Raw genomic sequence first — 23,016 nt, forward strand, 5'->3', positions numbered from 1 at the left:
CGCTACTCCTTCGTACCGGTCGTGCGCTGCTCCTTCGTACCGTTCTCACGGTCCCGCAGCTCCCGCCGGAGGATCTTCCCCGACGCGGCGCGTGGAACACCGTCGATGAACTCGACCCGGCGGACCTTCTTGTACGGGGCGACGCGCTCGGCGACGAAGGCGAGGACGTCGTTTTCGGTGAGTCCCCCGGAGCCTTCGGCCCGGGAGGTGCCCCCATGGGCGCCCGGCTGCCGGACGACGTAGGCCTTGGGGATCTCGTTGCCGTCGTCGTCGAGCACGCCGATCACCGCGGCGTCGGCGATCGACTCATGGGTGAGCAGCAGGGCTTCCAGCTCGGCCGGGGCGACCTGGAAGCCCTTGTACTTGATGAGTTCCTTGACCCGGTCGACGATGTACAGCCAGCCGTCGTCGTCCACCCGCCCGATGTCGCCGGTGTGGACCCAGCCGTCCGTGTCGATCATGGCGGCGGTGGCGTCGGGCCGGCCCAGGTAGCCCTTCATCACCTGCGGGCCGCGGATCACGATCTCGCCGTCCTCTCCGGTCCCCAGTTCTCTGCCGGAGCCGTCGAGGTCGAGGATGCGCATCTCGGTGCCCGGCAGCAACTGTCCCACCGAGCCGGGCGGAGGGTTCTCGACGTCCAGCGGCACGACATGGGTGCCGGGCGACAGCTCCGTCATGCCGTACGCCTGCCTCACGGGCGGCAGCCCGAGCCGCTCGGAGCACGCCTGGGCCAGGTGCGCGTCGAGCGGGGCGGCGGCGCTGACGATGTACTCCAGCGACGACAGGTCGTACGTGGTGACCGCCGGGTGTTTGGCGAGGGCGAGGACGATCGGCGGGGCGACGTACAGGCCGTTGATGCGGTGCTCCTGGATCGCGCCGAGGAACGTGTCGAGCTCGAAGCGCGGCAGCACGACGACCGTCGCGCCCTGCCGGAGCGGGGCGTTCATGAGAGCAGTGAGCCCGTAGATGTGGAAGAACGGCAGCACGGCGAGGATGCGGTGTCCGACGCCCGCGGGGGCGACCGGTGCGAGCTGCTCCAGGTTGGTGGCGATGGAGCGGTGGGTGAGCATCACGCCCTTGGGGCCGCCGGTGGTGCCCGAGGAGTACGGCAGGGCCGCCACGTCCTCGGACGGATCGATGTCGACGACCGGTTCGGCCGCGGTGGAGCCGAACATGTCGAGGACGCTGACGTGCCCGTCGGCCCGGTCGCAGACGAAGATCTCCTCGATCCCGGCGGCGAGTTCCGCCGCCCGGCGGGCGATTTCCAGCAGCGGGGAGACGGTGACGATCCAGCGGGCCGAGGAGTCGCGCAGCTGCTTCGCGAACTCCTCGGCCGTGGACAGCGGATGGACGGTGGTGACCGTCGCGCCGGCGCGGGTGGCCCCGTAGAAGACGGCCGGGTAGGCGATCGTGTTGGGACTGTGCAGCGCCAGCACATCACCCTTGCGCAGGCCGGCTTCGGCGAGCGCTGCGGCGATCCGCCGGTGGAACAGGTCGAGCTGTCGGTAGGTGACGGTGGTGCCCTTCACCCCGTCGAGCAGGGCGACGGTGTCGCCGTACTCGGCGGCGCGGGCGAGCACGGTCTCGTGGATGGGTTCGACGACGGCCGGGACATCTGCGTAGCTGCTGCGGAACACCATGACAGCCCCCTCGGCGTTGGTTGAACGGCCAGAATGTCGCCTGTCAGTACGACTTGGGGAGACCCAGGGACTGATGGGACACGTAGTTCAGGATCATTTCCCTGCTGACCGGGGCGATCCTGGCCACGCGGGCGGCCGTGACGAGCTTGGCGAGGCCGTACTCCCGGGTGAGTCCGTTCCCGCCGAGGGTGTGCACGGCCTGGTCGACGGCCCTGACGCACGCCTCACCGGCCGCGTACTTGGCCATGTTCGCGGCCTCGCCCGCGCCTGTGTCGTCGCCCGCGTCGTAGAGTGCCGCCGCCTTCTGCATCATCAGGCGGGCCAGTTCGAGCTCGATGTGCGCCTGTGCGAGGGGGTGGGCTACGGCCTGGTGGGCGCCGATGGGGGTCTTCCAGACCTGGCGGGTCTTCGCGTACTCGACGGCCCGTGTGAGCGCATAGCGGCCCATGCCGATGGCGAACGCGGCGGTCATGATGCGTTCGGGGTTGAGCCCGGCGAACAGCTGGAGCAGACCGGCGTCCTCTCCCCCACAGCCGTCGGCGTGGGAGGTGCCCCCGCCGACGAGCGCGTCCGCGGGCAGTCGTACGTCGTCGAGGACGAGCTCGAACTGCTTCTCCTGCGCCTGCAGTTCCATGTCGATCGCGGACCACCGGAAGCCCTCCGCATCGCGGGGGACGACGAACAGGCACGGCTTCAGTTTCCCGGTGCGGGCGTCCTCGGTGCGGCCGACGATCAGCGTCGCGTCGGCGATGTCGACGCCGGAGACGAAGACCTTGCGGCCGGACAGTGTCCATCCGTCGCCGTCGCGGCGGGCGGTGGTGGTGATGCGGTGGGAGTTCGAGCCGGCGTCGGGCTCGGTGATGCCGAAGGCCATGGTGAGGCTGCCGTCGGCGAGGCCGGGCAGCCACTGCCGCTTCTGCTCGTCGGTGCCGAAGCGGGCGATGACGGTGGCGCAGATGGCGGGCGAGACGATCATCATCAGCAGCGGGCAGCCGCCGGCGCCGGACTCCTCGAGGACGATGGCCAGTTCGCTGATGCCGCCGCCTCCGCCACCGTACTCCTCGGGAAGGTTCACCCCGAGGTAGCCCAGCTTGCCCGCCTCCGCCCACAGGGCGGCGCGGTCGAAGTCCTTGCCGTGCCGACGTGCCAGCGCGGCGACGGCCTCCCGCAGGTCCTTGTGCTCCTGGCTCTCCATGGCGTTCATGACGCGGTGTCCTCCTGTGCTTCCTCGTTGACGACGGCGAGCAGTGCACCGACCTCGACCTGGCGGCCGGGGGCGGCGTGGAGCGCGGTGAGCGTGCCGGAGGCCGGCGAGAGGATGCGGTGCTCCATCTTCATGGCCTCCAGCCAGATGAGCGGTTGCCCCTGTTCGACCCGGGCGCCCTCGACGACTTCTTCGCCGACGCGGACGACGGTCCCGGGCATGGGCGCGAGCAGCGACCCGGGCACGGCCCGGTCCTGCGGGTCGGTGAAGCGGGGCCGGGCGGTGAGGGCGTGTGCGCCGGCGGACGAGTCGACGTACGCGGTGTCCCCGTGGACGGCGACGTCGTAGTTCCTCACGACGCCGTCGACCTCGAGCGCGACCCGGTCCGGCCGCGCGGACACCACTCGCACACCGGGCCGGTCCACGAGCTCGAACCCGCCGTCGCGGGTGGGCCGGTAGCGGACCTCGTGGTCACCGTAGATCTTGACCTGCGCCTGCGACGCGAGGTTGCGCCAGGCACCGCCGAACCGGCCCGCGCGCCCGGCGGCGTCCGCGATCGCGGCGGCGACGGCGGCGTGCGCCTCGCCGGGGGCCGGCCGCGTCAGTGCGTCGAGGTTCCGTTCGTAGAACCCGGTGTCGAGCCGCCCGCCGGTGAAGTCGGGGTGCTCCAGCGATGCGACGAGCAGTTCCCGGTTGGTCCGCGGGCCGTGGATCCGCGCCCGGCGCAGGCTGTGTGCCAGCCTCCGCACGGCTTCGGCCCGGGTCGGCGCCCAGGCGACGACCTTGGCGATCATGGGGTCGTAGTGCACCCCGATGACGTCGCCGCCCTGGTAACCGGTGTCCACCCGAACCGAGGGGCCGCGCCCCCCGACGTCGGCGGCGTGGGGGCCGCTGCCCGTTCCGGCCACGGGCACCGCCCCGCCCGGCAGGGCGGTGCCCGTGTGGAGTGCCCAACCGGAGGCGGTGCGGAGGGTGCCACTGCCCGCGTGCGAGGGCGGGTGGGTGGGAAAGCTCAGCGCATGCAGCGGCCCGGTCTGCGGCGCCCAGTTCGACGCCGGGTCCTCCGCGTACAGGCGGGCCTCGATCGCGTGACCCGCCGCCGGCGGGTCGGCCGGCAGGCGCGCGCCCTCGGCGACGGCCAGTTGGAGGGCGACCAGGTCCACGCCGAACACGGCTTCCGTCACCGGGTGCTCCACCTGGAGGCGGGTGTTCATCTCCAGGAAGTGGGCCCGGCCTTCGGGGTCGACGAGGAACTCGACGGTGCCCGCGCCCCGGTAGTCGACGGCGCGCGCGGCGCCCGTCGCCAGCGAGTGCAGCGTGTCGACGAGCTCCGGGGCGAGGCCCGGCGCGGGCGACTCCTCGATCACCTTCTGGTGGCGGCGCTGCAGTGAACAGTCCCGGGTGCCGAGCGCCCACACCGTGCCGTGCGCGTCGGCCATGATCTGGACCTCGACGTGGCGGCCGTTCTCCACGTACGGCTCGACGAAGACCTCCCCGTCGCCGAACGCCGACGCGGCTTCCGATCGAGCGGCCTCCAGGTCGCCCGGAAGGTCCGCCAGGGACCGGACGACGCGCATTCCGCGCCCGCCGCCGCCCGCCGCCGCCTTCACCAGCACGGGCAGGTCGGCCGCGCCGACCGACGCGGGGTCCAGGGGCGCGAGACCCATGAGTTTCTTGGCCCGGGTCTTGGAGGCCATCGCCTCGATGGCCTCGGGCGGCGGCCCGATCCAGGTCAGCCCGGCGTCCTGCACGGCCCGTGCGAAGTCCGCGTTCTCGGAGAGGAATCCGTACCCGGGGTGCACCGCGTCCGCGCCGGCCGCCAGGGCCGCTTTCACGATCAGCTCGCCACGCAGATATGTCTCCGCGGGCGCCGACCCCGGCAACCGTACGGCCGCGTCCGCCTCCCGTACGTGCAGGGCAACGGTGTCCGCGTCGGAATGCACGGCAACCGTCGCGATGCCCAGTTCACGGCACGTGCGGAAGACCCGGCACGCGATCTCGCCGCGGTTCGCGACAAGGACAGTGGAAATCACAGCAGGGCCCCTCACATTCGGAAGACGCCGAAGCCGCCGCGCGCGCCCTCGACCGGTGCCGTGTGGATCGCGGACAGACACAGACCGAGGACGGTCCGGGTGTCACGGGGGTCGATGATCCCGTCGTCGTACAGCCGCCCGGACAGGAACATCGGCAGGGACTCGGACTCGATCTGCGCCTCGACCATCGCGCGCAGACCGGCATCCGCCTCGTCGTCGTACGGCTGCCCCTTGGCCGCCGCCGATGCCCGCGCGACGATCGACAGGACGCCGGCGAGCTGCTGTGGGCCCATGACCGCGGACTTGGCGCCGGGCCACGCGAACAGGAAGCGCGGGTCGTACGCCCGGCCGCACATGCCGTAGTGCCCGGCGCCGTACGACGCGCCCATGAGCACCGAAATGTGCGGCACCCGGCTGTTGGACACCGCGTTGATCATCATGGCGCCGTGTTTGATGATGCCGCCCTGCTCGTACTCCTTGCCGACCATGTAGCCGGTGGTGTTGTGCAGGAACAGCAGCGGTACGTCGCGCTGGTTGGCAAGCTGGATGAACTGGGCCGCCTTCTGCGACTCGGCGGAGAACAGCACGCCCTGGGCGTTGGCGAGGATGCCGACCGGGTAGCCGTGCAGGGACGCCCAGCCGGTCACCAGGCTGGCGCCGTACAGCGGCTTGAACTCGTCGAAGTCCGAGCCGTCCACGATCCGCGCGATCACCTCGCGCGGATCGAACGGCGTCTTCAGGTCCCTGGGCAAGATGCCGAGCAGTTCGTCCGCCGCATACTTCGGGGACTCGGCCGGTGCGGGACGGGCGTGCGCCTTGCGCCGGTTGAGCCGGGCGACGACACGTCGGGCCTGCCGCAGCGCGTCGGGCTCGTCGAGCGCGAAGTGGTCGGCGAGCCCGGAGGTGCGGGCGTGCATCTCCGCTCCGCCGAGCGACTCGTCGTCGCTCTCCTCACCCGTCGCCATCTTCACCAGCGGTGGACCGCCGAGGAAGACCTTCGACCTGTCCTTGATCATGATGGTGTGGTCGGACATGCCGGGCACATACGCACCGCCCGCCGTCGAGTTGCCGAAGACGACCGCGATCGTGGGGACACCGGCCGCGGACAACCGGGTCAGGTCACGGAAGAGCGCCCCGCCCGGGATGAAGATCTCCTTCTGGGAGGGCAGGTCCGCGCCGCCGGACTCGACGAGGGAGATCACCGGCAGCCGGTTGGCGTACGCGATCTCGTTCGCGCGCAGCGCCTTCTTCAGGGTCCACGGGTTGGACGCGCCGCCGCGCACGGTCGGGTCGTTCGCGGTGATCAGGCACTCGACGCCCTCCACGACGCCGATGCCGGTCACGATGGACGCGCCGACGGGGTAGTCGCTGCCCCACGCGGCGAGCGGGGAGAGCTCCAGGAACGGCGTGTCCGCATCGAGCAGCAGCTCGATGCGTTCGCGGGCGAGCAGTTTGCCGCGCGCCCGGTGCCGGGCCACGTACTTCTCGCCGCCGCCCGCGAGCGCCTTGGCGTGCTCGCCGTCCAGCTCGGCCAGCTTGTCGAGCATCGCGGCACGGTGGGCGGCGTATTCGGGGCTCGTCACATCGACGGCCGAGCCGAGAACGGTCACAACAAAGCCTCCGGGATGTCGACGTGCCGGGCGCGCAGCCACTCGCCCAGCGCCTTGCCCTGCGGGTCGAAACGGGCCTGCGCGGCGACCCCTTCGCCGAGGATCCCGGCGACGGTGAAGTTCAGGGCGCGCAGATTCGGCAGCACGTGCCGTACGACGGTCAGCTCCGCGGTCTCCGGGAGCAGTTCGCCCAGCCGGTCCGCGGTCAGTTCGTGCGCGAGCCAGCGCCAGGCCTCGTCGGTGCGGGCCCAGACGCCGATGTTCGCGTCGCCGCCCTTGTCGCCGCTGCGGGCGCCCGCGACGAGACCGAGCGGCGCGCGGCGGGTCGGCCCGGGCTCGGGCGGCTCGGGCAGCGGGCCCGGCTCGGTGTCCTGGACGGCCCGGGTGTGCCGCGGGGGCGGGACGGCGACCCGCTCGCCGTCGGGCAGCACGGCCGTGTGCGGGACGTCACCGGCGTCGACGTACACGGCCTCGAACACGCCGTACGGTGCTCCCTTGCCGGGCGGGGCGGTGACGTGGAAGCCGGGGTAGCTCCCGAGCGCCAGTTCGATCGCTGCGCTGCTGACGACTCGTCCGACCTTCTCGGCGTCCTGGTCGCGGACGACGAGCCGCAGGAGTGCGGCGGCCCGCTCCTCGGTGTCGGCGTCCTGGTGTTCCGTGCGCGCGAGTTCCCAGCGCATCTCGGCGGGAGGCTCCTTGCCGAGCGCGTCCTCGAGCTGCTCGCGCACGAGCCGGGCCTTGGCCTCGATGTCGAGGCCGGTGAGCACGAACACGACCTCGTTGCGCCAGCCGCCGAGCCGGTTCAGGCCGACCTTGAGCGTGGGCGGCGGCGCCTCGCCGCGCACCCCGGAGATCCGTACGCGATCGGGGCCGTCCTGTTCGAGGCGTACGGTGTCGAGCCGGGCGGTCACGTCCGGTCCGGCGTACCGGACCCCGCCCGTCTCGTACAGCAGCTGGGCGGTGACGGTACCGATGTCGACGAGGCCGCCGGTGCCGTCGTGCTTGGTGACGACCGAAGTGCCGTCGGGGTGGATCTCTGCGACCGGGAAGCCGGGGCGGCGCACATCGCGGCCCGCCTCGGCGAAGAACGCGTAGTTCCCGCCGGTGGCCTGGGTGCCGCATTCGAGGACGTGACCGGCGACGACGGCCCCCGCGAGCTCGTCGTACGCCTCGGGGCCCCAGCCGAACCGCCAGGCCGCCGTCCCGGTGACGAGGGCCGCGTCGGTGACGCGTCCGGTGACGACGACATCCGCGCCGGCACCCAGGCAGGTGGTGATCCCGGCGCCGCCGAGATAGGCGTTGGCGGTCAGCGCTCCGGGGAAGCGGTGGGTGAGGTCGTCGCCCTCGACGTGCGCGACCTTGACGGGGACGCCGACGCGGTCGGCCAGTTCCCTTACGGCGGCGGCGAGTCCGGCGGGGTTGAGACCGCCGGCGTTGGCGACGATGCGGACGCCGCGGTCGTGGGCGAGTCCGAGGGTGTCCTCCAGCTGGCGCAGGAACGTCCTGGCGTAGCCGAGGCGGGGGTCCTTCAGGCGGTCACGGCCGAGGATGAGCATGGTGAGTTCGGCGAGATAGTCCCCGGTGACGACGTCCAGCGGCCCTCCGGTCAGCATCTCGCGCATCGCCGCGAACCGGTCCCCGTAGAACCCGGAGGCGTTCCCGATGCGGAGCACCCCCGGGTTCGCGGGGCAGTCCCGACCGTGGGCGTCCGGCGCGGGACGGGGGGCCGGACTCGAACCTGCCGGGTCGGCCGGGTGGCCGGTCACGCCCTGCCGCCTTCGGGCCTCCCGGGTGCGGCCGGGCCCGCATCGGAGCCCCGCCCGGTGCCGGACGGACCGGTGCCCGCATCCACACCCGGCGTACGCCCCTTGCCGGGCGGGCCGGCGAAGGCCTGGGCGATGTCCAGCCAGCGGTCGGCGTCCGGGCCCTCGGCCAGCAGGGCCAGGTCGTCGCGGTGGGCACGCTGGGTCACCAGCAAGCAGAAGTCGAGCGCCGGGCCGGTCACGCGCTGCGCCGCGCCCTCGGGACCATAGGTCCACAACTCACCGTTCGGCCCCGCCAGTTCCACTCGGAAGGGCTCGGCCGGCGGCGTCAGCCCGTGCACGCCGAACGCGAAGTCCCGCGTACGGACACCGAGCCAGGCCACGTGCACGAGGCGCGTGGTCAGCGGCTTCACGACGCCGAGCGCGTCGGCGACGTCCTGGCCGTGCGCCCAGGTCTCCATCAGCCGGGCGGTCGCCATCGACGCGCCACTCATCGGCGGCCCGTACCAGGGGAAACGCACGCCGGCGGGCGCGGAGCGCAGGGCTCGCTGGAGCTGTTCGCGGCCCTCGCGCCAGCGGGCCAGCAGCTCGGCGGGCGGCAGCGCGGCACCGGCCTGCGCGCCGTCGTCGACGAACGAGTACGGGGCGGCGAGCGCCTTTTCCGCCTCTGCCGCGAAGGCGTCGGCGTCCGTGACGGCGGTCAGCGCGGCCGAGTCCGTCCAGGCGAGGTGGGCGATCTGATGGGCGATGCTCCAGCCCGCGGCGGGTGTCGCGGCCGCCCATTCGCGGGGGCCCAGCTCACCCACCATCCGGTCGAGTTCATCGCTTTCGCTGCGCAAGTCGTCGAGTACGACGGCCAGGTCGGACACGGAACGCTCCCCTGTGGGCACGACGGTCTGTGGCTCGGAGCATGGCAGCACCCACAGAAACAAGCAAGCATGCTTGCTTTGATTTTTTCCCGCAGCAGCCGACGTCGCACGCGGAACGGAGCAGCCCGCCCGGGCACCGGCGGGCTGCTCCGCCCCTCACGCGGACTGCGCAGGCCTCGGCACCTGCTTGCCCGCCGCCTGCGTACGTACCGCACCCATGCTCGCCGCGACGACCAGCACGATCGCCAGACCCTCCGCCGGCGAGAGTGCCTGGTTGAGCAGGAGGAAACCGGCTGTCGCGGCGATCGCCGGCTCCAGGCTCATCAGCACGGCGAACGTCGCCGCGGGCAGCCTGCGCAGCGCCAGCAGCTCCAGGGTGTACGGCAGGACCGACGACATCAGCGCCACCGCGAGCCCCAGTCCCAGCGTCGAGGGCACGAACAGCCGCGACCCCGCCTCCACCAGGCCGAACGGCAGGCTCAGCAACGCGCCGACGCCCATCGCCAGCGCCAGCCCGTCCGCCTGCGGGAAACGCCGTCCGGTGCGGGCGCTGAAGATGATGTACGCCGCCCACATGCCGCCCGCGGCCAGGGCGAAGGCGGCCCCGACCGGGTCGAGCCGATCGAAGCCGCCGCCGCTGAGCAGCACGACGCCGCCGAGTGCGAGCCCCGCCCACAGCAGGTTCACCAGCCTCCGGGAGGCGATCACGGACAGGGCGAGCGGGCCGAGCACCTCGAGCGTGACGGCCGCGCCGAGCGGGATACGGTCCACGGCCTGATAGAAGAGCATGTTCATGCCGCCCATCGCGGCGCCGAAGGTGATCACGGTCGCCCAGTCGGCCCGCGAGTGCCCCCGCAGCCGCGGCCGGCAGATCACGAAGAGCACGGCGGCCGCGAGCACCAGTCGCAGGGTGACGACGCCGAGCGCTCCGGCCCTCGGCATCAGCAGCACGGCGACGGCCGCCCCGAACTGCACGGACAGACCGCCCGCGACGACCAGCGCAACAGGCTCGAGGGAGCGCCGGATCCCGGAGGACGGTGCGGTCCCGCCTGCGGGTGCTCCGGCCGCCGCGCCCGCGGCCTCCGGCAGCACGACCGCCGCGGTACCCGCCTGCGTGCCGGTCCTTGCCTGCGCGCCGGTGCCCGCGGACCGCGCGTCCTTCACCTCAGCCTCCCTGAACCGACCGTCACGCCGTGAGTCCCTCCCACGCTACGGACCCGGGCGTCGCGCGTGAAATGCGATTCTCGCTGCGGTTATGCTCCGGACGCATGAGCATCGAGCTGCGCCATCTCCGCTGCTTCCTCGCCGTCGCCGAGGAGTCGAGCGTGACCAGGGCCGCGGCCCGGCTCGGCCTCACCCAGCCCAGCGTCTCCCGTGCGCTCGCCGCCCTCGAACAGCACCTCGCCGTCCGTCTGGTCGACCGCTCCACCCACCACCTCGAACTCACCGTGGAGGGCCGGGCCTTCCGCGACAAGGCCGCAGTCGCCGTCTCCGCCTTCGACGAGGCGCTCGACGCCGGACGGCTGCCGCACCGGCCACTGCGGCTCGGCCACGCCTGGTCGGCCCTCGGCCCGTACACCACCCCGCTGCTGCGCCGCTGGCGGAGCGAGCACCCCGACACGCCCCTCGAGCTGCTGAGGATCGACGACCGTACGGCGGGGCTCGCCCGCGGCGAGGTCGACGCCGCCGTGCTGCGCGGCCCGGTGGACACCCCCGGGCTGGCCACCGAGCTGCTGTTCACGGAGCCCCGGATCGCGGCCGTGCCGTCGGACGACCCGCTCGCGGCCCGCGCCTCACTGACCCTGGCGGACCTCGCCGCCTGCCCTCTGGTCCTCAACACCGTCTCCGGACTGACCGCCCTGGACCTGTGGCCGCCGGAGAGCCGCCCCACGGCCACGGTGACGGTGGCCAACACGGACGACTGGCTCACCGCGATCGCCGCGGGCCGCGGCGTAGGGGCGTCCGTCGCCTCCACCGCCCAGATGCACGCCCACCGCGGCGTCACCTACCGGCCGCTGTCCGACGCCCCGCACGCCCCCGTCTTCCTGGCCTGGCGCAGCACGTCCCCGCATCCGGCCGTCCGCCGACTGGTCGCGCTGGCCCGGGCGGTGGCCCGGACCGGGTGACCCGGGAGTGCCTCAGGGTGCCTGACAGCGGCGTCCCAGGAGCCGCCAGACGAGCCGGGCTCCCCGCACCGCCACGATCAGCAACAGCACCGCCGCGACACACGCCGCAGCGCCGAGCGCACCCGTGGAGGTGCCCCGTAGCAGCGAGACCACGAACGAACCCAGGCCCTTGTCCGCCGAGTCCACCGGGTCCACCGCGATCGCGGACACCAGCAGCTGCCCCACGAGGGCGGTGACGAGCAGGGCCGCGCCCGCCTGCGCGAGCAGACTCACGATGCCCCTCCGCCCGACGCTCCCCCGCATGCCGTCCGCCCCTTCTCACATGGTCGGCCGCCCATCCTGCCGGATGCCGTACGTCACCCCGCGCCCCGGCCCACCCGGAGGCGGCGGCAGGTGTTCCGCCAGCACCTCCGCCAGATGCCGGGCCCGGAGGCCGGCGAGCTGGTCGAGCTGGGTGCGGCAGGAGAAACCGTCCGCCAGCAGCTCGGCGCCCTCGGTGGCGGACCGTACGGCGGGCAGCAACTGGTCCTCGGCGCAGGCCACCGAGACCTCGTGGTGGCCGCGCTCGAAACCGAAGTTCCCCGCGAGGCCGCAGCATCCCCCGCTCAGATCGCCTGAGAGTCCGGCGCGCTGCCGCAGCCGGCGCTCGGCCGCCTCGCCGAGCACCGCGTGCTGGTGGCAGTGGGTCTGGCCCACCACCGGGCGGTCGATCCGCGGCGGCTCCCAGTCGGGCGCGCACTCCTCCATCGTCTGCGCGAAGGTCCGCACCAACGCCGCGAGCCGGTGCGACCTGGGGTCCTCACCCAGCAGTTCGGGCAGGTCGGTCCTCAGGGTGGCGGCGCAGCTCGGCTCCAGAACGGTCACGGGCACACCGAGTTCGAGCAGCGGCTCGACGGTGTCGAGGGTGCGCCGCATGACCCGCCGCGCCCCGTCGAGCTGGCCCGTCGACACGTAGGTGAGCCCGCAGCAGACCCGGCCCGGCGGCAGCACGATCCCGATGCCGGCCGCCTCCATGACCCGGACGGCCGCCCGCCCGACGGACGGCGAGAGGTGGTCGGTGAACGTGTCGGGCCACAGCACGGCGCTGCGGCCCGCGTCCAGGACCTGCGCCCGCCCGCCCATGTGCCCGCGCAGCCAGCGGCGGAACGTCTCCGGGGCCAGGCGCGGCAGGTCCCGCTGCGGCGCGATGCCACCGAGCCGTTTGGCGAGCGCGGCCAGCGGCCGCACGCGGGCGAGGGCGTTGACCGCGGGCGCCCAGGGCGCGGCGGCGCGCAACCACTGCGGGAGGCGGCCCATGGCGTAGTGGGCGGCGGGCCGTGGCCGGCCCGCGTAGTGGTGGTGCAGGAACTCGGCCTTGTACGTGGCCATGTCGACGCCGACCGGGCAGTCGCTGCGGCAGCCCTTGCAGGCCAGGCACAGGTCGAGTGCGTCGCGGACCTCGGTCGAGCGCCAGCCGCCGGTGACGACCTCACCGGCGAGCATCTCGTGCAGCAGCCGTGCCCGGCCTCGGGTGGAGTGCTGTTCCTCGCCGGTCGCCCGGTACGAGGGGCACATCACGCCGCCGCCCGCGGCGGCCTGCTCCGTACGGCACTTGGCGACGCCCACGCAGCGGCGGACCGCGCCGGCGAAGTCGCCGCCGTCGTGCGGATAGCCGAAGGCGACATCGACGGGCCTGCCGGGGAGTACGGCGAAGCGGAGATTGGCGTCCAGCGGGTCCGGCCGCACCAGCATGCCCGGGTTCATACCGCCCGCCGGGTCCCACAGGTCCTTGAAGCGCCCGAAGAGGGCGACCAGTTCGTCGCCGTACATCTTCGGCAGCAGTTCGGCGCGGGCCTGCCCGTCGCCGTGTTCACCGGACAGCGAGCCGCCGTGCGCGACGACGAGGGAGGCGACCTGCTCGGAGAACGCGCGGAAGCGGCGGATGCCCTCCGTGCTCAGCAGGTCGAAGTCGATACGGACGTGGATGCAGCCGTCCCCGAAGTGGCCGTACGGGGTGCCGTGCAGGCCGTGCTCCGCGAGCAGGGCGCGGAAGTCGCGCAGATAGGGGCCGAGGCGGGCGGGCGGCACGGCACAGTCCTCCCAGCCGGGCCACGCCTCGCCGCCGTCGAGCATCCGGGTCGCGGTGCCGGAGGCGTCCTCCCGCACCCGCCACAGGGCCCGCACTGCGGCCGGGTCGTCGACGACCGTACCGTCCAGGGCGTCGGCCGCCCGTACGATGCGCTCCGCCCGGTCCCCGGCCTCCGCGGCGGTGGTGCCGCCGGTCTCGACGAACAGCCACGCCCCGCCGCGCGGCAGCCCGTGCCCGGCGGGCACCAGGTCCTCCGCCATTCCTTCCACGGTCAGTGGCCCGTGGAGCAGCAGGCCCGCGGCGGCTTCGGCGGCCGCGCTCTCGTCGGGGTAGCCGAGGACGGCGAGCGCCCGGGCGGCCGGCGCCGCCACCAGCCGCACGGTCGCCTCGGTCAGCACGGCGAGGGTGCCTTCGCTGCCGCAGAAGGCGCGGGCGAGGTCGGCGCCCTTCTCCGGCAGCAGGGCGTCGAGCGCGTAACCGGAGATACGGCGCGGCAGGCCGTCGGGGAAGCCGGTGCGCAGCAGGGCGAGGTGGTGGTCGACGAGGTCGTCCAGGCCGGGCGGGCCGCTGCCGGGTCCGAGGCCCTGCGCGAGGTGGTGGCGTGCGCCCGCGTAGGTGACGACCGACAGATCACGGATGTTGTCGGCCGTCGTCCCCCAGGCCACCGAGTGCGCCCCGCAGGAGTTGTTGCCGATCATCCCGCCCAGGGTGCACCGGCTGTGGGTCGAGGGGTCGGGCCCGAAGACCAGACCGTGCGGCCGTACGGCCTGCTGGAGCCGGTCCAGTACGACACCGGGCTGCACCCGCGCGGTGCGGGCGTCCGGGTCGACGGACACGATCTTGTTCATATGGCGGGTGAAGTCCAGTACGACACCGGTGCCGGTGGCCTGTCCGGCGATGGAGGTGCCGCCGCCGCGCGGCACGACCGGGACACCGTGCCGTCGGCAGACCTCGAGGGCCGCGGCGACGTCGTCGGCGTCACGGGGAGCGACGACACCGACCGGAACGCGCCGGTAGTTGGAGGCGTCCATGGTCGTCAGGGCCCGGGCGGCGGCGGAGAAATCCACGTCACCACCCACGGCGGCCTTGAGCGCGCGGGCCAGTTCGCTCGTATCCCTGGTGTGTGGGGCCATACGTTCAAGGATGACGGCTGCGCCGGTCACTGCACCGGCAGGAAACGTGCCACTTGCACACGTTGTGCGCCGGTGCCGGACCCCGCGGCCGAGTGGGAAGTGCCACGACCATCCCCAACTGATCGTCAGCACTCCTATAGTGTCGACGACTTCGCCGAAGAGCAGCGGCTCCAGTTGCGCCCCCTGCACCCCCGGAAGGCACCACTCGATGACCGGCACCGCCAGGAAACGATGACCCGCGCCACCACCCGGGCGACCCCGGGGTCCGGCAGCGACCCCGGCGCGCTGAAGATCGCCGTGGTCGGCGGTTTCGGCGTCGGCCGCTCCACGATGGTGCGCTCCGTCAGCGAGATCCGTCCGCTGCACACGGAGGAGGCGATGAGCGCCGAGGCACTGGTGGACGACGCCTGCGTCCGGGTCCCGGCCAAGACGGCGACCACGGTCGCCCTGGACTTCGGCCGTATCACGATCGACGAGCACCGGGTGCTGTATCTCTTCGGCACACCCGGACAGGAACGTTTCCGCTTCCTCTGGGACCGCCTGCTCACCGGCACCATCGGCGCGGTGGTCCTCATCGACACCCGCGCCGTCGCCGACGCCTGGTACGCGATCGACCGGCTCCGCCGGCACGGCACGCCGTTCATCGTCGCCGTCAACGACTTCGGCGGCCCCTTCCGCTCCCCGGACGAGATCCGCGACGCGCTCGCTCTGCCGTCCGGCGTGCCGCTGGTCGAGTTCGACGCCCGGGACCACTCGTCAAGCAAGTTCGTGCTGATCGCCCTGGTGGACCATCTGCGCACGCTCGGCCTCGGCCACGGCGGCTGACCTGCCGGTCGGCTGCCGTGGCGCCGTCTCATCGGCCGGACCGTGTCACCGCCCGGCGGGCCGGGCGGTATACGCTCCGGAACGTGGCTGATATCCAGATTCCCGCTGACATCAAGCCCGCCGACGGCCGTTTCGGCGCGGGCCCCTCCAAGGTGCGTACGGAGGCGCTGGACGCCCTGGCCGCCACCGGCACCTCTCTCCTCGGCACGTCCCACCGCCAGGCCCCGGTCAAGAACCTGGTCGGCGAGGTCCGCGACGGCGTGCGCGAGCTGTTCTCCCTCCCCGAGGGCTACGAGGTGATCCTCGGCAACGGCGGATCCACCGCCTTCTGGGACGTGGCGACGCACGGCCTGATCGAGAACAAGTCCCAGCACCTGTCGTTCGGCGAGTTCTCGTCCAAGTTCGCCAAGGCCGCCAAGCTGGCGCCGTGGCTGGCCGAGCCGACCGTCATCTCCTCGGACCCGGGCACCCACCCGGACCCGCAGGCGGAGTCGGGCGTCGACGTCTACGCCCTCACCCACAACGAGACCTCCACCGGTGTCGCCACCCCGATCCAGCGGGTCGCCGGCGCGGACGACGGCGCGCTGGTCCTGGTGGACGCCACCTCCGGCGCGGGCGGCCTGCCGGTCGACATCACGCAGACGGACGTCTACTACTTCGCCCCGCAGAAGTCCTTCGCCTCCGACGGCGGCCTGTGGATCGGCGTCTTCTCCCCCGCCGCCCTGGAGCGCGCGGCCCGCGTCCACGGCTCGGGCCGGCACGTGCCGGAGTTCTTCTCGCTGCCGACGGCGATCGACAACTCGCTGAAGAACCAGACGTACAACACCCCGGCCCTCGCGACCCTCTTCCTGCTGAACGAGCAGCTGAAGTGGATCAACGGCCAGGGCGGCCTCGACTGGTCCGTGCGCCGCACCGCCGCCTCCTCGCGCACCCTCTACGGCTGGGCCGAGGCGTCCAAGTACGCGACCCCGTTCGTCGTCGACCCGGCGAAGCGCTCGCAGGTCATCGGCACGATCGACTTCGCCGACGAGATCGACGCGTCCGCGGTCGCGAAGGCACTGCGCGCGAACGGCATCGTCGACACCGAGCCGTACCGCAAGCTGGGCCGCAACCAGCTGCGCGTGGCGATGTTCCCGGCGATCGACCCGGCGGACGTCGAGGCGCTGACGGCATGCATCGACTACGTGATCGAGAAGCTGTAGCAGCGGATCGTACGGCGAAGGGCCCGGCGGTTCCAGCCGCCGGGCCCTTCGCCGTACCCGCGCCCCTACAGGCCCTCAACCCATCTGCGCCTTGACGTGGTCGATCACCTCGGCGAACCCCGCTGTCGGCGAGAACTCGATCGCCTCGGTGTCCTCGACGGCCTCGGGCGCATGGCCGGGCGCCCAGTGGTACGCCTGTCCGGCCTCGTAGGTCTCCTCACCCGAAGCGGTCCGCATCCGGATGCGACCACTCACCAGGAATCCCCAGTGCGGGCACTGGCACATGTCCCCGGGCATCCCCTTGAGCGCGGGCGCCATGTCCGTGCCCTTGGGGAGGCGGAGGAAGGCGACCGTCATGTCGCCGCCGATCTCCTTCATCCTCAGCTCGACACCGCCGCCCTCGAGTACGACGGGCGTGTCCTCACGTGTGGTCGCCGTCATGATCGCCTCCACGGTCGATCCGGTTCCGCTGCGTTGATCCACTGCCTCTTCCAGTCTCGACCCGACCGGCCACGCGGTCGATCGCGGGCGGATCCGCCGCTGCTCAGGCCCCGGCCCTTGATCACTCAACGGGGTGACGATCCGCCTCACGGACGCCGGGCGGCTCCGCGTCCTACGATGATGCTCTCGACACCGGCCACCAGGAGGCCCGCATGTCTGCCGCAGCAGTCGAGCACCTCTGTGACGGCGACGCCCGAAAGCTGCTCAAGGAGGCTGACCGCCTCATGGAGCAACTGCCGGGCCACCGCGTCGAGATCATCGGCGGCGTCATCACCGTGGCCCCACCCCCGGACAGCAACCACGCCGTCGTGCTGACGAATCTGATGCTGCCGTTGCTGTCCGCCGGCCTTCATGGCGACGAAACGAACGTCCTTCAGGGCATCGGTCTGTGGCTGCCGGACGGCGAGGACTACGCCATCCCCGATCTGGCCGTCGTGGACGCCGACGCCGACGAGCACCTGATCGAGTTCAATTGCTACGACCCTCGCGTTTTCCGGCTCGTGCTGAAGGTGACCTCCAGCAACTACCGCAACGACCTGCGGAACAAGGTCACGGCCTACGCGAAGGCGCAGATCCCGGTCTACGTGATCGTCGATCGCCACCACACTCGCGTCCACGTCCCGACGGATCCGCTGACGGACGGATACGACCGTCACGAGGTCTACGCCCCGGGCCAGCAGGCCGTGCTGCCCGACTCCATCGGCGCCGAGGTGAAGCTGGACGTCGCCGAACTGCTGAAGGCAGGCGGGTCCGGGACCGGAACCGTCAGCGGCTGAGCCGCTGGAAGCGCCGGACCGCGAGCGGCGCGAAGACCGCCGTGACGGCGATCGGCCACACGACCGCCATCAGCAGCGAGTGCTCCTGGATCCAGCTGCCGTCGCTCGCCACGGGGTTGCCGAACAGCTCACGGGCGGCGGCGGCCGTGGAGGAGATCGGGTTCCATGCGGCGATGGTGCCGAGCCAGTCCGGCATCGTCGACGGGGGTACGAAGACGCTGGAGATCATGGTGAGCGGGAAGGCCACCACGTAGAGGCCTCCGGCCGCTTCCGCGTTGGGGACCAGCAGGCCGAGCAGGATGCCGACCCAGATCAGGCAGAACCGCAGGAGCAGCAGCAGTCCGAACGCGGCCAGTGACGCGACGATGCCCGTGTCGGTGCGCCAGCCCATCGCGAAGGCGGTCGCCGCCAGGATCGCCAGCTCGGAGCAGGCGATGATCAGGTCGTTGACCCCGCGGCCGGTGACGACGGCGGACGGTGCCATCGGCATCGAGCGGAAGCGGTCGATGACTCCCTTGGACGCGTCGGTGACCACCGCGATCGCCGTGTTCATGAATCCGAAGGCCATGGTCATGGCGAACATTCCGGGCATCAGGAAGTCGCGGACGCTGCCTCCGTCGGGCGACTTCATCGCTCCGCCGAAGACGTATCCGTAAAGCAGAACGGAGATGATCGGGAAGCCGAGCTGCCAGGCGATCATGACGGGTCGGCGCTGGTAGTGGGTCAGTCCGCGCCGGACCACGTTCCAGCAGTCGGCCACCGCCCAGTAGGCGCGGCCGTGCCGGTCGCCCGGGGTCAGGTCCGTCAGGTCCGCCACGTCGGTGACGTCCGCCCGGGTCACAGTGTCGGTCCTGCTCATGCGGCTTCCTCCGTCGTCTGCGTGCCGTGTCCGGTCAGGCGCAGGAACACGTCGTCCAGGCTCGGCCTGCGCAGTCCGATGTCCTCCACCCCGATCCGTTCCTCCTGGAGGGTCCGCGCCACGTCGGTGAGTGCCGCCACCCGGTCGGTCACCGGCGCGTGGACCCGGCGTTCGAGGGCGTCGGTCGTAGGGTCGGTGTCGGCGACCCGGGCCACGGCCTTGGCGACGGCCGGAAGGTCGGCCGCGTCACGGGCGACGACCTCGATGCGGTCGCCGCCGACCCGGTCCTTCAGCCCGTCGGGGGTGTCGTCGGCGATGGCGCGCCCCTGGTCGATGACGGTGATGCGGGAGGCAAGCCGGTCGGCCTCCTCCAGGTACTGGGTGGTGAGCAGCACGGTCGTACCGCCCGCCACGAGCCGCCGCACCGCCTCCCACACCTCGCCGCGCGAGCGCGGGTCGAGCCCGGTCGTCGGCTCGTCCAGGAAGAGCACGTCGGGCGCGAGGATCATCGACGCGGCGAGGTCGAGCCGACGGCGCATGCCGCCGCTGTATGTGCCGACGCCCTTGTCGCCCGCCCCGACCAGGTCGAACTGCTCGAGGAGTTCGGTGGCGCGGCGTACGGCGCGTCGGCCGCCGAGGTGGAAGAGGCGGCCGAACATCTCCAGGTTCTGGCGGCCGGTGAGCACCTCGTCGACCGCCGCGTACTGGCCGGTGAGCCCGATACGGCGGCGCACCTGCCGGGGCTCGCACCGGACGTCGACCCCGGCGACCCGGGCCCGACCGCCGTCGAACCGCAGCAGGGTCGCCAGGACCCGCACGGCGGTGGTCTTCCCGGCGCCGTTCGGCCCGAGCAGGCCGTGCACGCTGCCCTGCTGCACGGCGAGGTCGAAGCCGGCGAGGGCGTGCTTGTCCCCGTACCGCTTCTCGAGTCCTTCGGCCACGACTGCGTATCCGTCCACGTCCGTCCCTCCACACCGATCAACCGGGTACACCGTACTCAGATGAGAGTACACCGTACTCAGTTACTGGGTGCGGGATTATGGTGAAGCCATGACGACGACGGAGACCAGCGGCAGCGGGGACGTCCTGCGCAGCCTCGAACTGCTCTGGGGTACCGGTGAACGGCCCTCGCGCGGCCCCAAACCAGGGCTCACCCTCGACCGGATCGTCACCGCCGCCCTGGAGATCGCCGACACGGAGGGCCTCGCCGCGGTCTCGATGCGCCGCCTCGCCACCGAGCTGGGCACCGGCACGATGTCCCTCTACCGGTACGTCCCGGGCAAGAGCGAGCTGCTCGACCTGATGCTCGACCGGGTGAACGGCGAGCCGATCGACAATCAGGAGCACGCACCCGAGGGCGCCGACTGGCGCGACGCGGTCCGGGCCATGGCCGACGTATACCTGGCGCAGCACCGCGCGCACCCGTGGCTGCTGAAGGTCAACCAGTCCCGCACGGTCCTCGGCCCCAACGCCGTTCGCGGCTTGGAGATGTCACTGGCCGCCCTGCACGGCATGGGCCTGCGGGACCCGGAAATGATCTCGGTCATCCTCGCCGTGCAGAGCTTCGTATCCGGCATCGCGCGGATGGAGCTGGAAGCCGCGGAGGCAGCGAAGCAGACGGGACAGAGCGACACGGATTTCTGGAAGAGCCAGGAGCCCTTCCTCGTCCGGGCCATGGCGACCGGCGACTACCCGCGGCTCGCGAACCTGTCCGAGGACGCGTTCGGCTCGGACTTCGACCACTTCGCCTTCGGCCTCGACCGCCTGATCGACGGCTTCGAGAAGCTGGTGAGCGAAAGGGCCGCGGACAAGGCCTAGTTGCGGCGCCGGCGCAGCGCCAGCACCAGCACCCCCGCGCCGCCGAGGACGAGCAGCCCGTACGTGGTGGCACCGCCCTTGCCGTCACCGCCGGCGGCCGGGTCCCCGCTCGAACCGCCGGAAGTCGCACCGCCCTTGGGCCCGTCGGAACCGCCGTCGTCGCCGCTCTCGACCGCCACCGGCTCGACGCGGCTCTGCTCCCCCTCCGTGCCGAACAGCAGCGTCGTACCGTCGAGCGTGTACGTCACCGACTCCGACTGCCCCTGGATCGGCGCGCGAACCCTGTGGTCGGCACCGAGGCGGCCGTCCTTCCACTCGTAGCCGCGGGCGCTGAAGTACGAGCGGAGCACCAGCTCCTTCCCGTCCGGCGAGAAGGCGCCGTCGGTGACCCACGGCACCTCCCCGATCCGCCGGAAGACATTGGCCTGCCCCGTACTGAGCGTGGCAGGGCCTTCGTAGAGGCCCCCGCCGTCCTCGTGCTTGGAGGCGATGTAGACGCGCCCGGTCTTCGGATGCACCATCAGCGCCTCGGCGTTGCGCGGCCCGTCGGCGTACTTCACGTCGAACTGGGTGGCGTTCACGGTTCGGTCGCGCAACTGCTCCGGCTCGGGGAAGCGGTAGATCCAGACGTGGTCCCAGCTGCCGTCGAGGTTGTCCCCTATGTCGCCGACGTAGATGTTGCCGTCGGGTCCTACGGAGATCGCCTCCATGTCCCTGGGCTCGCCGACCCCCCGCAGGGTGATCGTCGCCACCGTCTCGCCCGTCTTCGAGTCGACGGCGAAGATCCGCGGCTGGTCCTGGTCGTTGTGCGTCCAGTAGATGCCCGGGTGCGCCCGGCTCGCGGCGAGCCCGCTGGACTCGGTGATCCGCGGGTCCTTGACGGTGAACCCGGAGCCGTCGTCGGCGGCCGCGGGCACGGCGGCGGCCAGCACGAGGGCGGCCGCGAGGCCGGTGACGTACGAGAGCGAACGCATGCCCCAAGCCTGCCACCTCAGCCGTTCGGTTCACGGCCGCTCTGCGGTGACCAGCCACGCCACGCTGCGCAGCCGGACCGCCCCGTCCTTCTCGTACCGGCGCAGGATGTCCGCCAGCTCGGTCCGGGCCCGCTCGCCGGTCACCTCGTCGACCTGGTGCAGCAGATGGCGGCCGGGCCCGGACCCCAGGAGGAAGTCGGTGGCGTCCTCGGCGTCATGCCCCCATCTGCCGTACGCCTCGACCCGCTCGACCACGATGCGGGTGAACCCGCCTGCTGTCAGGGCCTCGCGGATGCGGTCGGGGTCGGCCAGGGAGAACATGCCGGGGCCGCCGGTCACGCCGAAGCCGCCCATGGGCAACACCCCTCGCAGACCGGTCAGGGCCTGGATCCATTCGTTGCCCTCGCCGTCGGCGGCGACGACGAACGCCGCTCGGCCTCCGGCGCGCAGCCCGCTGCCGATGTTGGCGAACGCGGCCCCCGGGTCGCCGAAGAACATCACGCCGAAGCGGCTGACGGCCACGTCGAAACCGCGGCCCGCGAGCGGGTGGACCTGGGCGTCGCCGTGCTCGAAGGTCACATTGCCGAGGTGCTCGGCGTGCGCGCTCGCCCGGGCGCGTTCCAGCATCGGGCGGGACAGGTCCAACCCGGTGGCACGGCCTTCCTCTGCGCGGCGGGCGGCGAGCCGGGTGGTGGCGCCGGCACCGCAGCCGATGTCGAGCACCGCGTCCGTGCGGACGATGGCGGCGGCGGTGAGAAGGATGTCGTTGAATCCCTCGTTGACGGCGTCCCAGCGGTGCTGGTGATGGGCCCAGTGGGCGCCCTCGTAACCGTTCCACGCCTGCTCCTGCTCCGTGTTCACGATGTGCGCCATGACGGTGCCTCCTCAGGTTCCGGCTAGAATGGGCATACGCCCAAACAGTATGGGCGCTTGCCCATACTGTCCATCGCGACACAGCAGAAGACCGGAAGGTCCCGGATGTCACCCCGTGGAGTAGCCGTCCCCGATGCCCGCGAACGCCTTTTCGCGGCAGCCGAACGAGTCGTGGCCCAGGGCGGCCCCGGAGCCCTGACCAGTCGGGCCGTCACCGACGAGGCGGACTGCTCCAAGGGTTTGCTGCACGCCCATTTCCCGGGCGGTCTGGACGAGTTCGTCGCGGAACTGATCCTGGACCGGCTCGCCCGTACCGCCACGCTGGCGGCAGAACTCCCCGGCCGGGCGGGCCGGGACACCGTCGCCGCCAACCTGACCGGCATCGCCTCCATCCTGCTGGACTCGGGCGGCCCGGCCATGTCCGGCCTCGCACTCACCCGGCCCGGCGCCGCACTCCGGTTCCGCGAAGCGATGGCGGGCGGAGCACCCGGATTCACCGCCGTCCAGGGGTCGGTCGCCGAGTACCTGCGCGCCGAGCAGCGCGCCGGCCGGGTCGCCGACGACACGGACGCGGAGGCCGTCGCCCTCGCGCTCGTCGGCACGGTCCACCATCTGCTGATGACGACCTGGTCGTCCGCCGACCCCGACCCGCGCGAGCAGATCGGGCGGCTCGTCCGGGCCCTCACCGGTCACTGATCCGCTGCGCCCCGTCGTGTCCAGCCTCACATCACGGATCACTGCC

Annotated in this window: 20 protein-coding genes; 6 read left to right on the plus strand and 14 right to left on the minus strand. The window is 72.2% G+C overall.

Going from position 1 to position 23,016, the window contains the following annotated elements; translation table 11 throughout:
• Positions 1 to 2: 2 nt before the first annotated feature.
• The 7 genes from IE198_RS24925 to IE198_RS24955 form a co-directional block, all read right to left on the minus strand.
• Entirely contained in the window at positions 3 to 1,640 is a 1,638-nt protein-coding gene (locus tag IE198_RS24925; protein WP_189890302.1) for a 4-coumarate--CoA ligase family protein, read from the minus strand.
• Between the two features lie 43 nt (positions 1,641 to 1,683).
• Positions 1,684 to 2,844, minus strand: coding sequence for an acyl-CoA dehydrogenase family protein (locus tag IE198_RS24930; RefSeq protein WP_189890304.1), 1,161 nt, complete (start codon positions 2,842 to 2,844; stop codon positions 1,684 to 1,686).
• A complete protein-coding gene (locus IE198_RS24935; protein WP_189890306.1) occupies positions 2,841 to 4,877 on the minus strand; it encodes an acetyl/propionyl/methylcrotonyl-CoA carboxylase subunit alpha in 2,037 nt (678 codons plus the stop codon). Before IE198_RS24935 ends, IE198_RS24930 begins: the two co-directional genes overlap by 4 nt.
• A gap of 11 nt (positions 4,878 to 4,888) precedes the next feature.
• A complete protein-coding gene (locus tag IE198_RS24940) occupies positions 4,889 to 6,487 on the minus strand; it encodes an acyl-CoA carboxylase subunit beta (protein WP_189890308.1) in 1,599 nt (532 codons plus the stop codon).
• On the minus strand, positions 6,484 to 8,109 hold the full coding sequence (locus IE198_RS24945) for an acyclic terpene utilization AtuA family protein (RefSeq protein ID WP_229834313.1): 1,626 nt from the start codon (positions 8,107 to 8,109) through the stop codon (positions 6,484 to 6,486). The genes IE198_RS24940 and IE198_RS24945 overlap by 4 nt, the downstream gene beginning before the upstream one ends.
• A gap of 140 nt (positions 8,110 to 8,249) precedes the next feature.
• Complete coding sequence (locus IE198_RS24950) at positions 8,250 to 9,119, minus strand: TIGR03084 family metal-binding protein (RefSeq protein WP_189890312.1); 870 nt, start codon at positions 9,117 to 9,119, stop codon at positions 8,250 to 8,252.
• A 156-nt stretch (positions 9,120 to 9,275) separates the two neighbouring features.
• The gene (locus IE198_RS24955) at positions 9,276 to 10,283 is read right to left on the minus strand and encodes an EamA family transporter (RefSeq protein ID WP_373299962.1); all 1,008 of its coding nucleotides are present in this window, start codon (positions 10,281 to 10,283) and stop codon (positions 9,276 to 9,278) included.
• A 104-nt stretch (positions 10,284 to 10,387) separates the two neighbouring features.
• Between IE198_RS24955 and IE198_RS24960 the strand changes: the two genes are divergently transcribed.
• Positions 10,388 to 11,245 carry a LysR family transcriptional regulator gene (locus IE198_RS24960; RefSeq protein ID WP_189890314.1) on the plus strand — a complete coding sequence of 286 codons (858 nt, stop codon included), beginning with the start codon at positions 10,388 to 10,390 and terminating at the stop codon, positions 11,243 to 11,245.
• A 12-nt stretch (positions 11,246 to 11,257) separates the two neighbouring features.
• Here IE198_RS24960 and IE198_RS24965 read toward each other — a convergent pair whose 3' ends face one another.
• Both IE198_RS24965 and IE198_RS24970 read right to left on the minus strand, forming a co-directional pair.
• Positions 11,258 to 11,518, minus strand: a complete 261-nt coding sequence (locus tag IE198_RS24965) for a hypothetical protein (protein ID WP_189890317.1) — start codon at positions 11,516 to 11,518, stop codon at positions 11,258 to 11,260.
• Between the two features lie 45 nt (positions 11,519 to 11,563).
• Complete coding sequence (locus tag IE198_RS24970) at positions 11,564 to 14,446, minus strand: FAD-binding and (Fe-S)-binding domain-containing protein (protein ID WP_189890319.1); 2,883 nt, start codon at positions 14,444 to 14,446, stop codon at positions 11,564 to 11,566.
• A 231-nt stretch (positions 14,447 to 14,677) separates the two neighbouring features.
• Between IE198_RS24970 and IE198_RS24975 the strand changes: the two genes are divergently transcribed.
• Positions 14,678 to 15,271 carry a GTP-binding protein gene (locus IE198_RS24975; protein WP_189890321.1) on the plus strand — a complete coding sequence of 198 codons (594 nt, stop codon included), beginning with the start codon at positions 14,678 to 14,680 and terminating at the stop codon, positions 15,269 to 15,271.
• Between the two features lie 83 nt (positions 15,272 to 15,354).
• Positions 15,355 to 16,473 carry a phosphoserine transaminase gene (gene serC / locus IE198_RS24980; protein ID WP_189890323.1) on the plus strand — a complete coding sequence of 373 codons (1,119 nt, stop codon included), beginning with the start codon at positions 15,355 to 15,357 and terminating at the stop codon, positions 16,471 to 16,473.
• Positions 16,474 to 16,548: 75 nt separating this feature from the next.
• Here the strand turns inward: serC and IE198_RS24985 are convergent, their stop codons facing one another.
• Complete coding sequence (locus IE198_RS24985) at positions 16,549 to 16,914, minus strand: cupin domain-containing protein (RefSeq protein WP_189890325.1); 366 nt, start codon at positions 16,912 to 16,914, stop codon at positions 16,549 to 16,551.
• 212 nt (positions 16,915 to 17,126) lie between these two features.
• Between IE198_RS24985 and IE198_RS24990 the strand changes: the two genes are divergently transcribed.
• Entirely contained in the window at positions 17,127 to 17,750 is a 624-nt protein-coding gene (locus tag IE198_RS24990) for a Uma2 family endonuclease (protein WP_189890327.1), read from the plus strand.
• Here IE198_RS24990 and IE198_RS24995 read toward each other — a convergent pair.
• Positions 17,740 to 18,609 carry an ABC transporter permease gene (locus IE198_RS24995; RefSeq protein ID WP_229834302.1) on the minus strand — a complete coding sequence of 290 codons (870 nt, stop codon included), beginning with the start codon at positions 18,607 to 18,609 and terminating at the stop codon, positions 17,740 to 17,742. The genes IE198_RS24990 and IE198_RS24995 overlap by 11 nt on opposite strands.
• Complete coding sequence (locus IE198_RS25000) at positions 18,606 to 19,568, minus strand: ATP-binding cassette domain-containing protein (protein ID WP_189890329.1); 963 nt, start codon at positions 19,566 to 19,568, stop codon at positions 18,606 to 18,608. The genes IE198_RS24995 and IE198_RS25000 overlap by 4 nt, the downstream gene beginning before the upstream one ends.
• A gap of 91 nt (positions 19,569 to 19,659) precedes the next feature.
• Here IE198_RS25000 and IE198_RS25005 point away from each other — a divergent pair, with 91 nt between their 5' ends.
• A complete protein-coding gene (locus tag IE198_RS25005) occupies positions 19,660 to 20,427 on the plus strand; it encodes a TetR/AcrR family transcriptional regulator (protein ID WP_189890331.1) in 768 nt (255 codons plus the stop codon).
• On the opposite strand, the gene IE198_RS25010 is transcribed toward IE198_RS25005, so the two are convergent.
• Positions 20,424 to 21,401, minus strand: coding sequence for a WD40 repeat domain-containing protein (locus IE198_RS25010; RefSeq protein ID WP_189890332.1), 978 nt, complete (start codon positions 21,399 to 21,401; stop codon positions 20,424 to 20,426). The genes IE198_RS25005 and IE198_RS25010 overlap by 4 nt on opposite strands.
• Positions 21,402 to 21,431: 30 nt before the next feature.
• Positions 21,432 to 22,274, minus strand: a complete 843-nt coding sequence (locus IE198_RS25015) for a class I SAM-dependent methyltransferase (RefSeq protein ID WP_189890333.1) — start codon at positions 22,272 to 22,274, stop codon at positions 21,432 to 21,434.
• A 105-nt stretch (positions 22,275 to 22,379) separates the two neighbouring features.
• Here IE198_RS25015 and IE198_RS25020 point away from each other — a divergent pair, with 105 nt between their 5' ends.
• Positions 22,380 to 22,970: a TetR family transcriptional regulator gene (locus tag IE198_RS25020; RefSeq protein WP_189890403.1), complete on the plus strand. Its 591-nt coding sequence runs from the start codon at positions 22,380 to 22,382 to the stop codon at positions 22,968 to 22,970.
• Positions 22,971 to 23,016: the final 46 nt, after the last annotated feature.

Origin of the sequence: Streptomyces xantholiticus, from assembly GCF_014651015.1 — a bacterium.
Taxonomy (GTDB): Bacteria; Actinomycetota; Actinomycetes; order Streptomycetales; family Streptomycetaceae; genus Streptomyces; species Streptomyces xantholiticus.

What these genes read in the sequence shown, in the direction of transcription:
- IE198_RS24925 (WP_189890302.1), bottom strand. Translation starts at nt 1,640, where the DNA reads ATGGTGTTCCGCAGCAGCTACGCAGATGTCCCGGCCGTCGTCGAACCC.
- IE198_RS24930 (WP_189890304.1), bottom strand. Translation starts at nt 2,844, where the DNA reads ATGAACGCCATGGAGAGCCAGGAGCACAAGGACCTGCGGGAGGCCGTC.
- IE198_RS24945 (WP_229834313.1), bottom strand. Translation starts at nt 8,109, where the DNA reads ATGCGCGAGATGCTGACCGGAGGGCCGCTGGACGTCGTCACCGGGGAC.
- IE198_RS24960 (WP_189890314.1), top strand. Translation starts at nt 10,388, where the DNA reads ATGAGCATCGAGCTGCGCCATCTCCGCTGCTTCCTCGCCGTCGCCGAG.
- IE198_RS24970 (WP_189890319.1), bottom strand. Translation starts at nt 14,446, where the DNA reads ATGGCCCCACACACCAGGGATACGAGCGAACTGGCCCGCGCGCTCAAG.
- IE198_RS24975 (WP_189890321.1), top strand. Translation starts at nt 14,678, where the DNA reads ATGACCCGCGCCACCACCCGGGCGACCCCGGGGTCCGGCAGCGACCCC.
- IE198_RS24985 (WP_189890325.1), bottom strand. Translation starts at nt 16,914, where the DNA reads ATGACGGCGACCACACGTGAGGACACGCCCGTCGTACTCGAGGGCGGC.
- IE198_RS24990 (WP_189890327.1), top strand. Translation starts at nt 17,127, where the DNA reads ATGTCTGCCGCAGCAGTCGAGCACCTCTGTGACGGCGACGCCCGAAAG.
- IE198_RS24995 (WP_229834302.1), bottom strand. Translation starts at nt 18,609, where the DNA reads ATGAGCAGGACCGACACTGTGACCCGGGCGGACGTCACCGACGTGGCG.
- IE198_RS25005 (WP_189890331.1), top strand. Translation starts at nt 19,660, where the DNA reads ATGACGACGACGGAGACCAGCGGCAGCGGGGACGTCCTGCGCAGCCTC.
- IE198_RS25010 (WP_189890332.1), bottom strand. Translation starts at nt 21,401, where the DNA reads ATGCGTTCGCTCTCGTACGTCACCGGCCTCGCGGCCGCCCTCGTGCTG.
- IE198_RS25015 (WP_189890333.1), bottom strand. Translation starts at nt 22,274, where the DNA reads ATGGCGCACATCGTGAACACGGAGCAGGAGCAGGCGTGGAACGGTTAC.
- IE198_RS25020 (WP_189890403.1), top strand. Translation starts at nt 22,380, where the DNA reads ATGTCACCCCGTGGAGTAGCCGTCCCCGATGCCCGCGAACGCCTTTTC.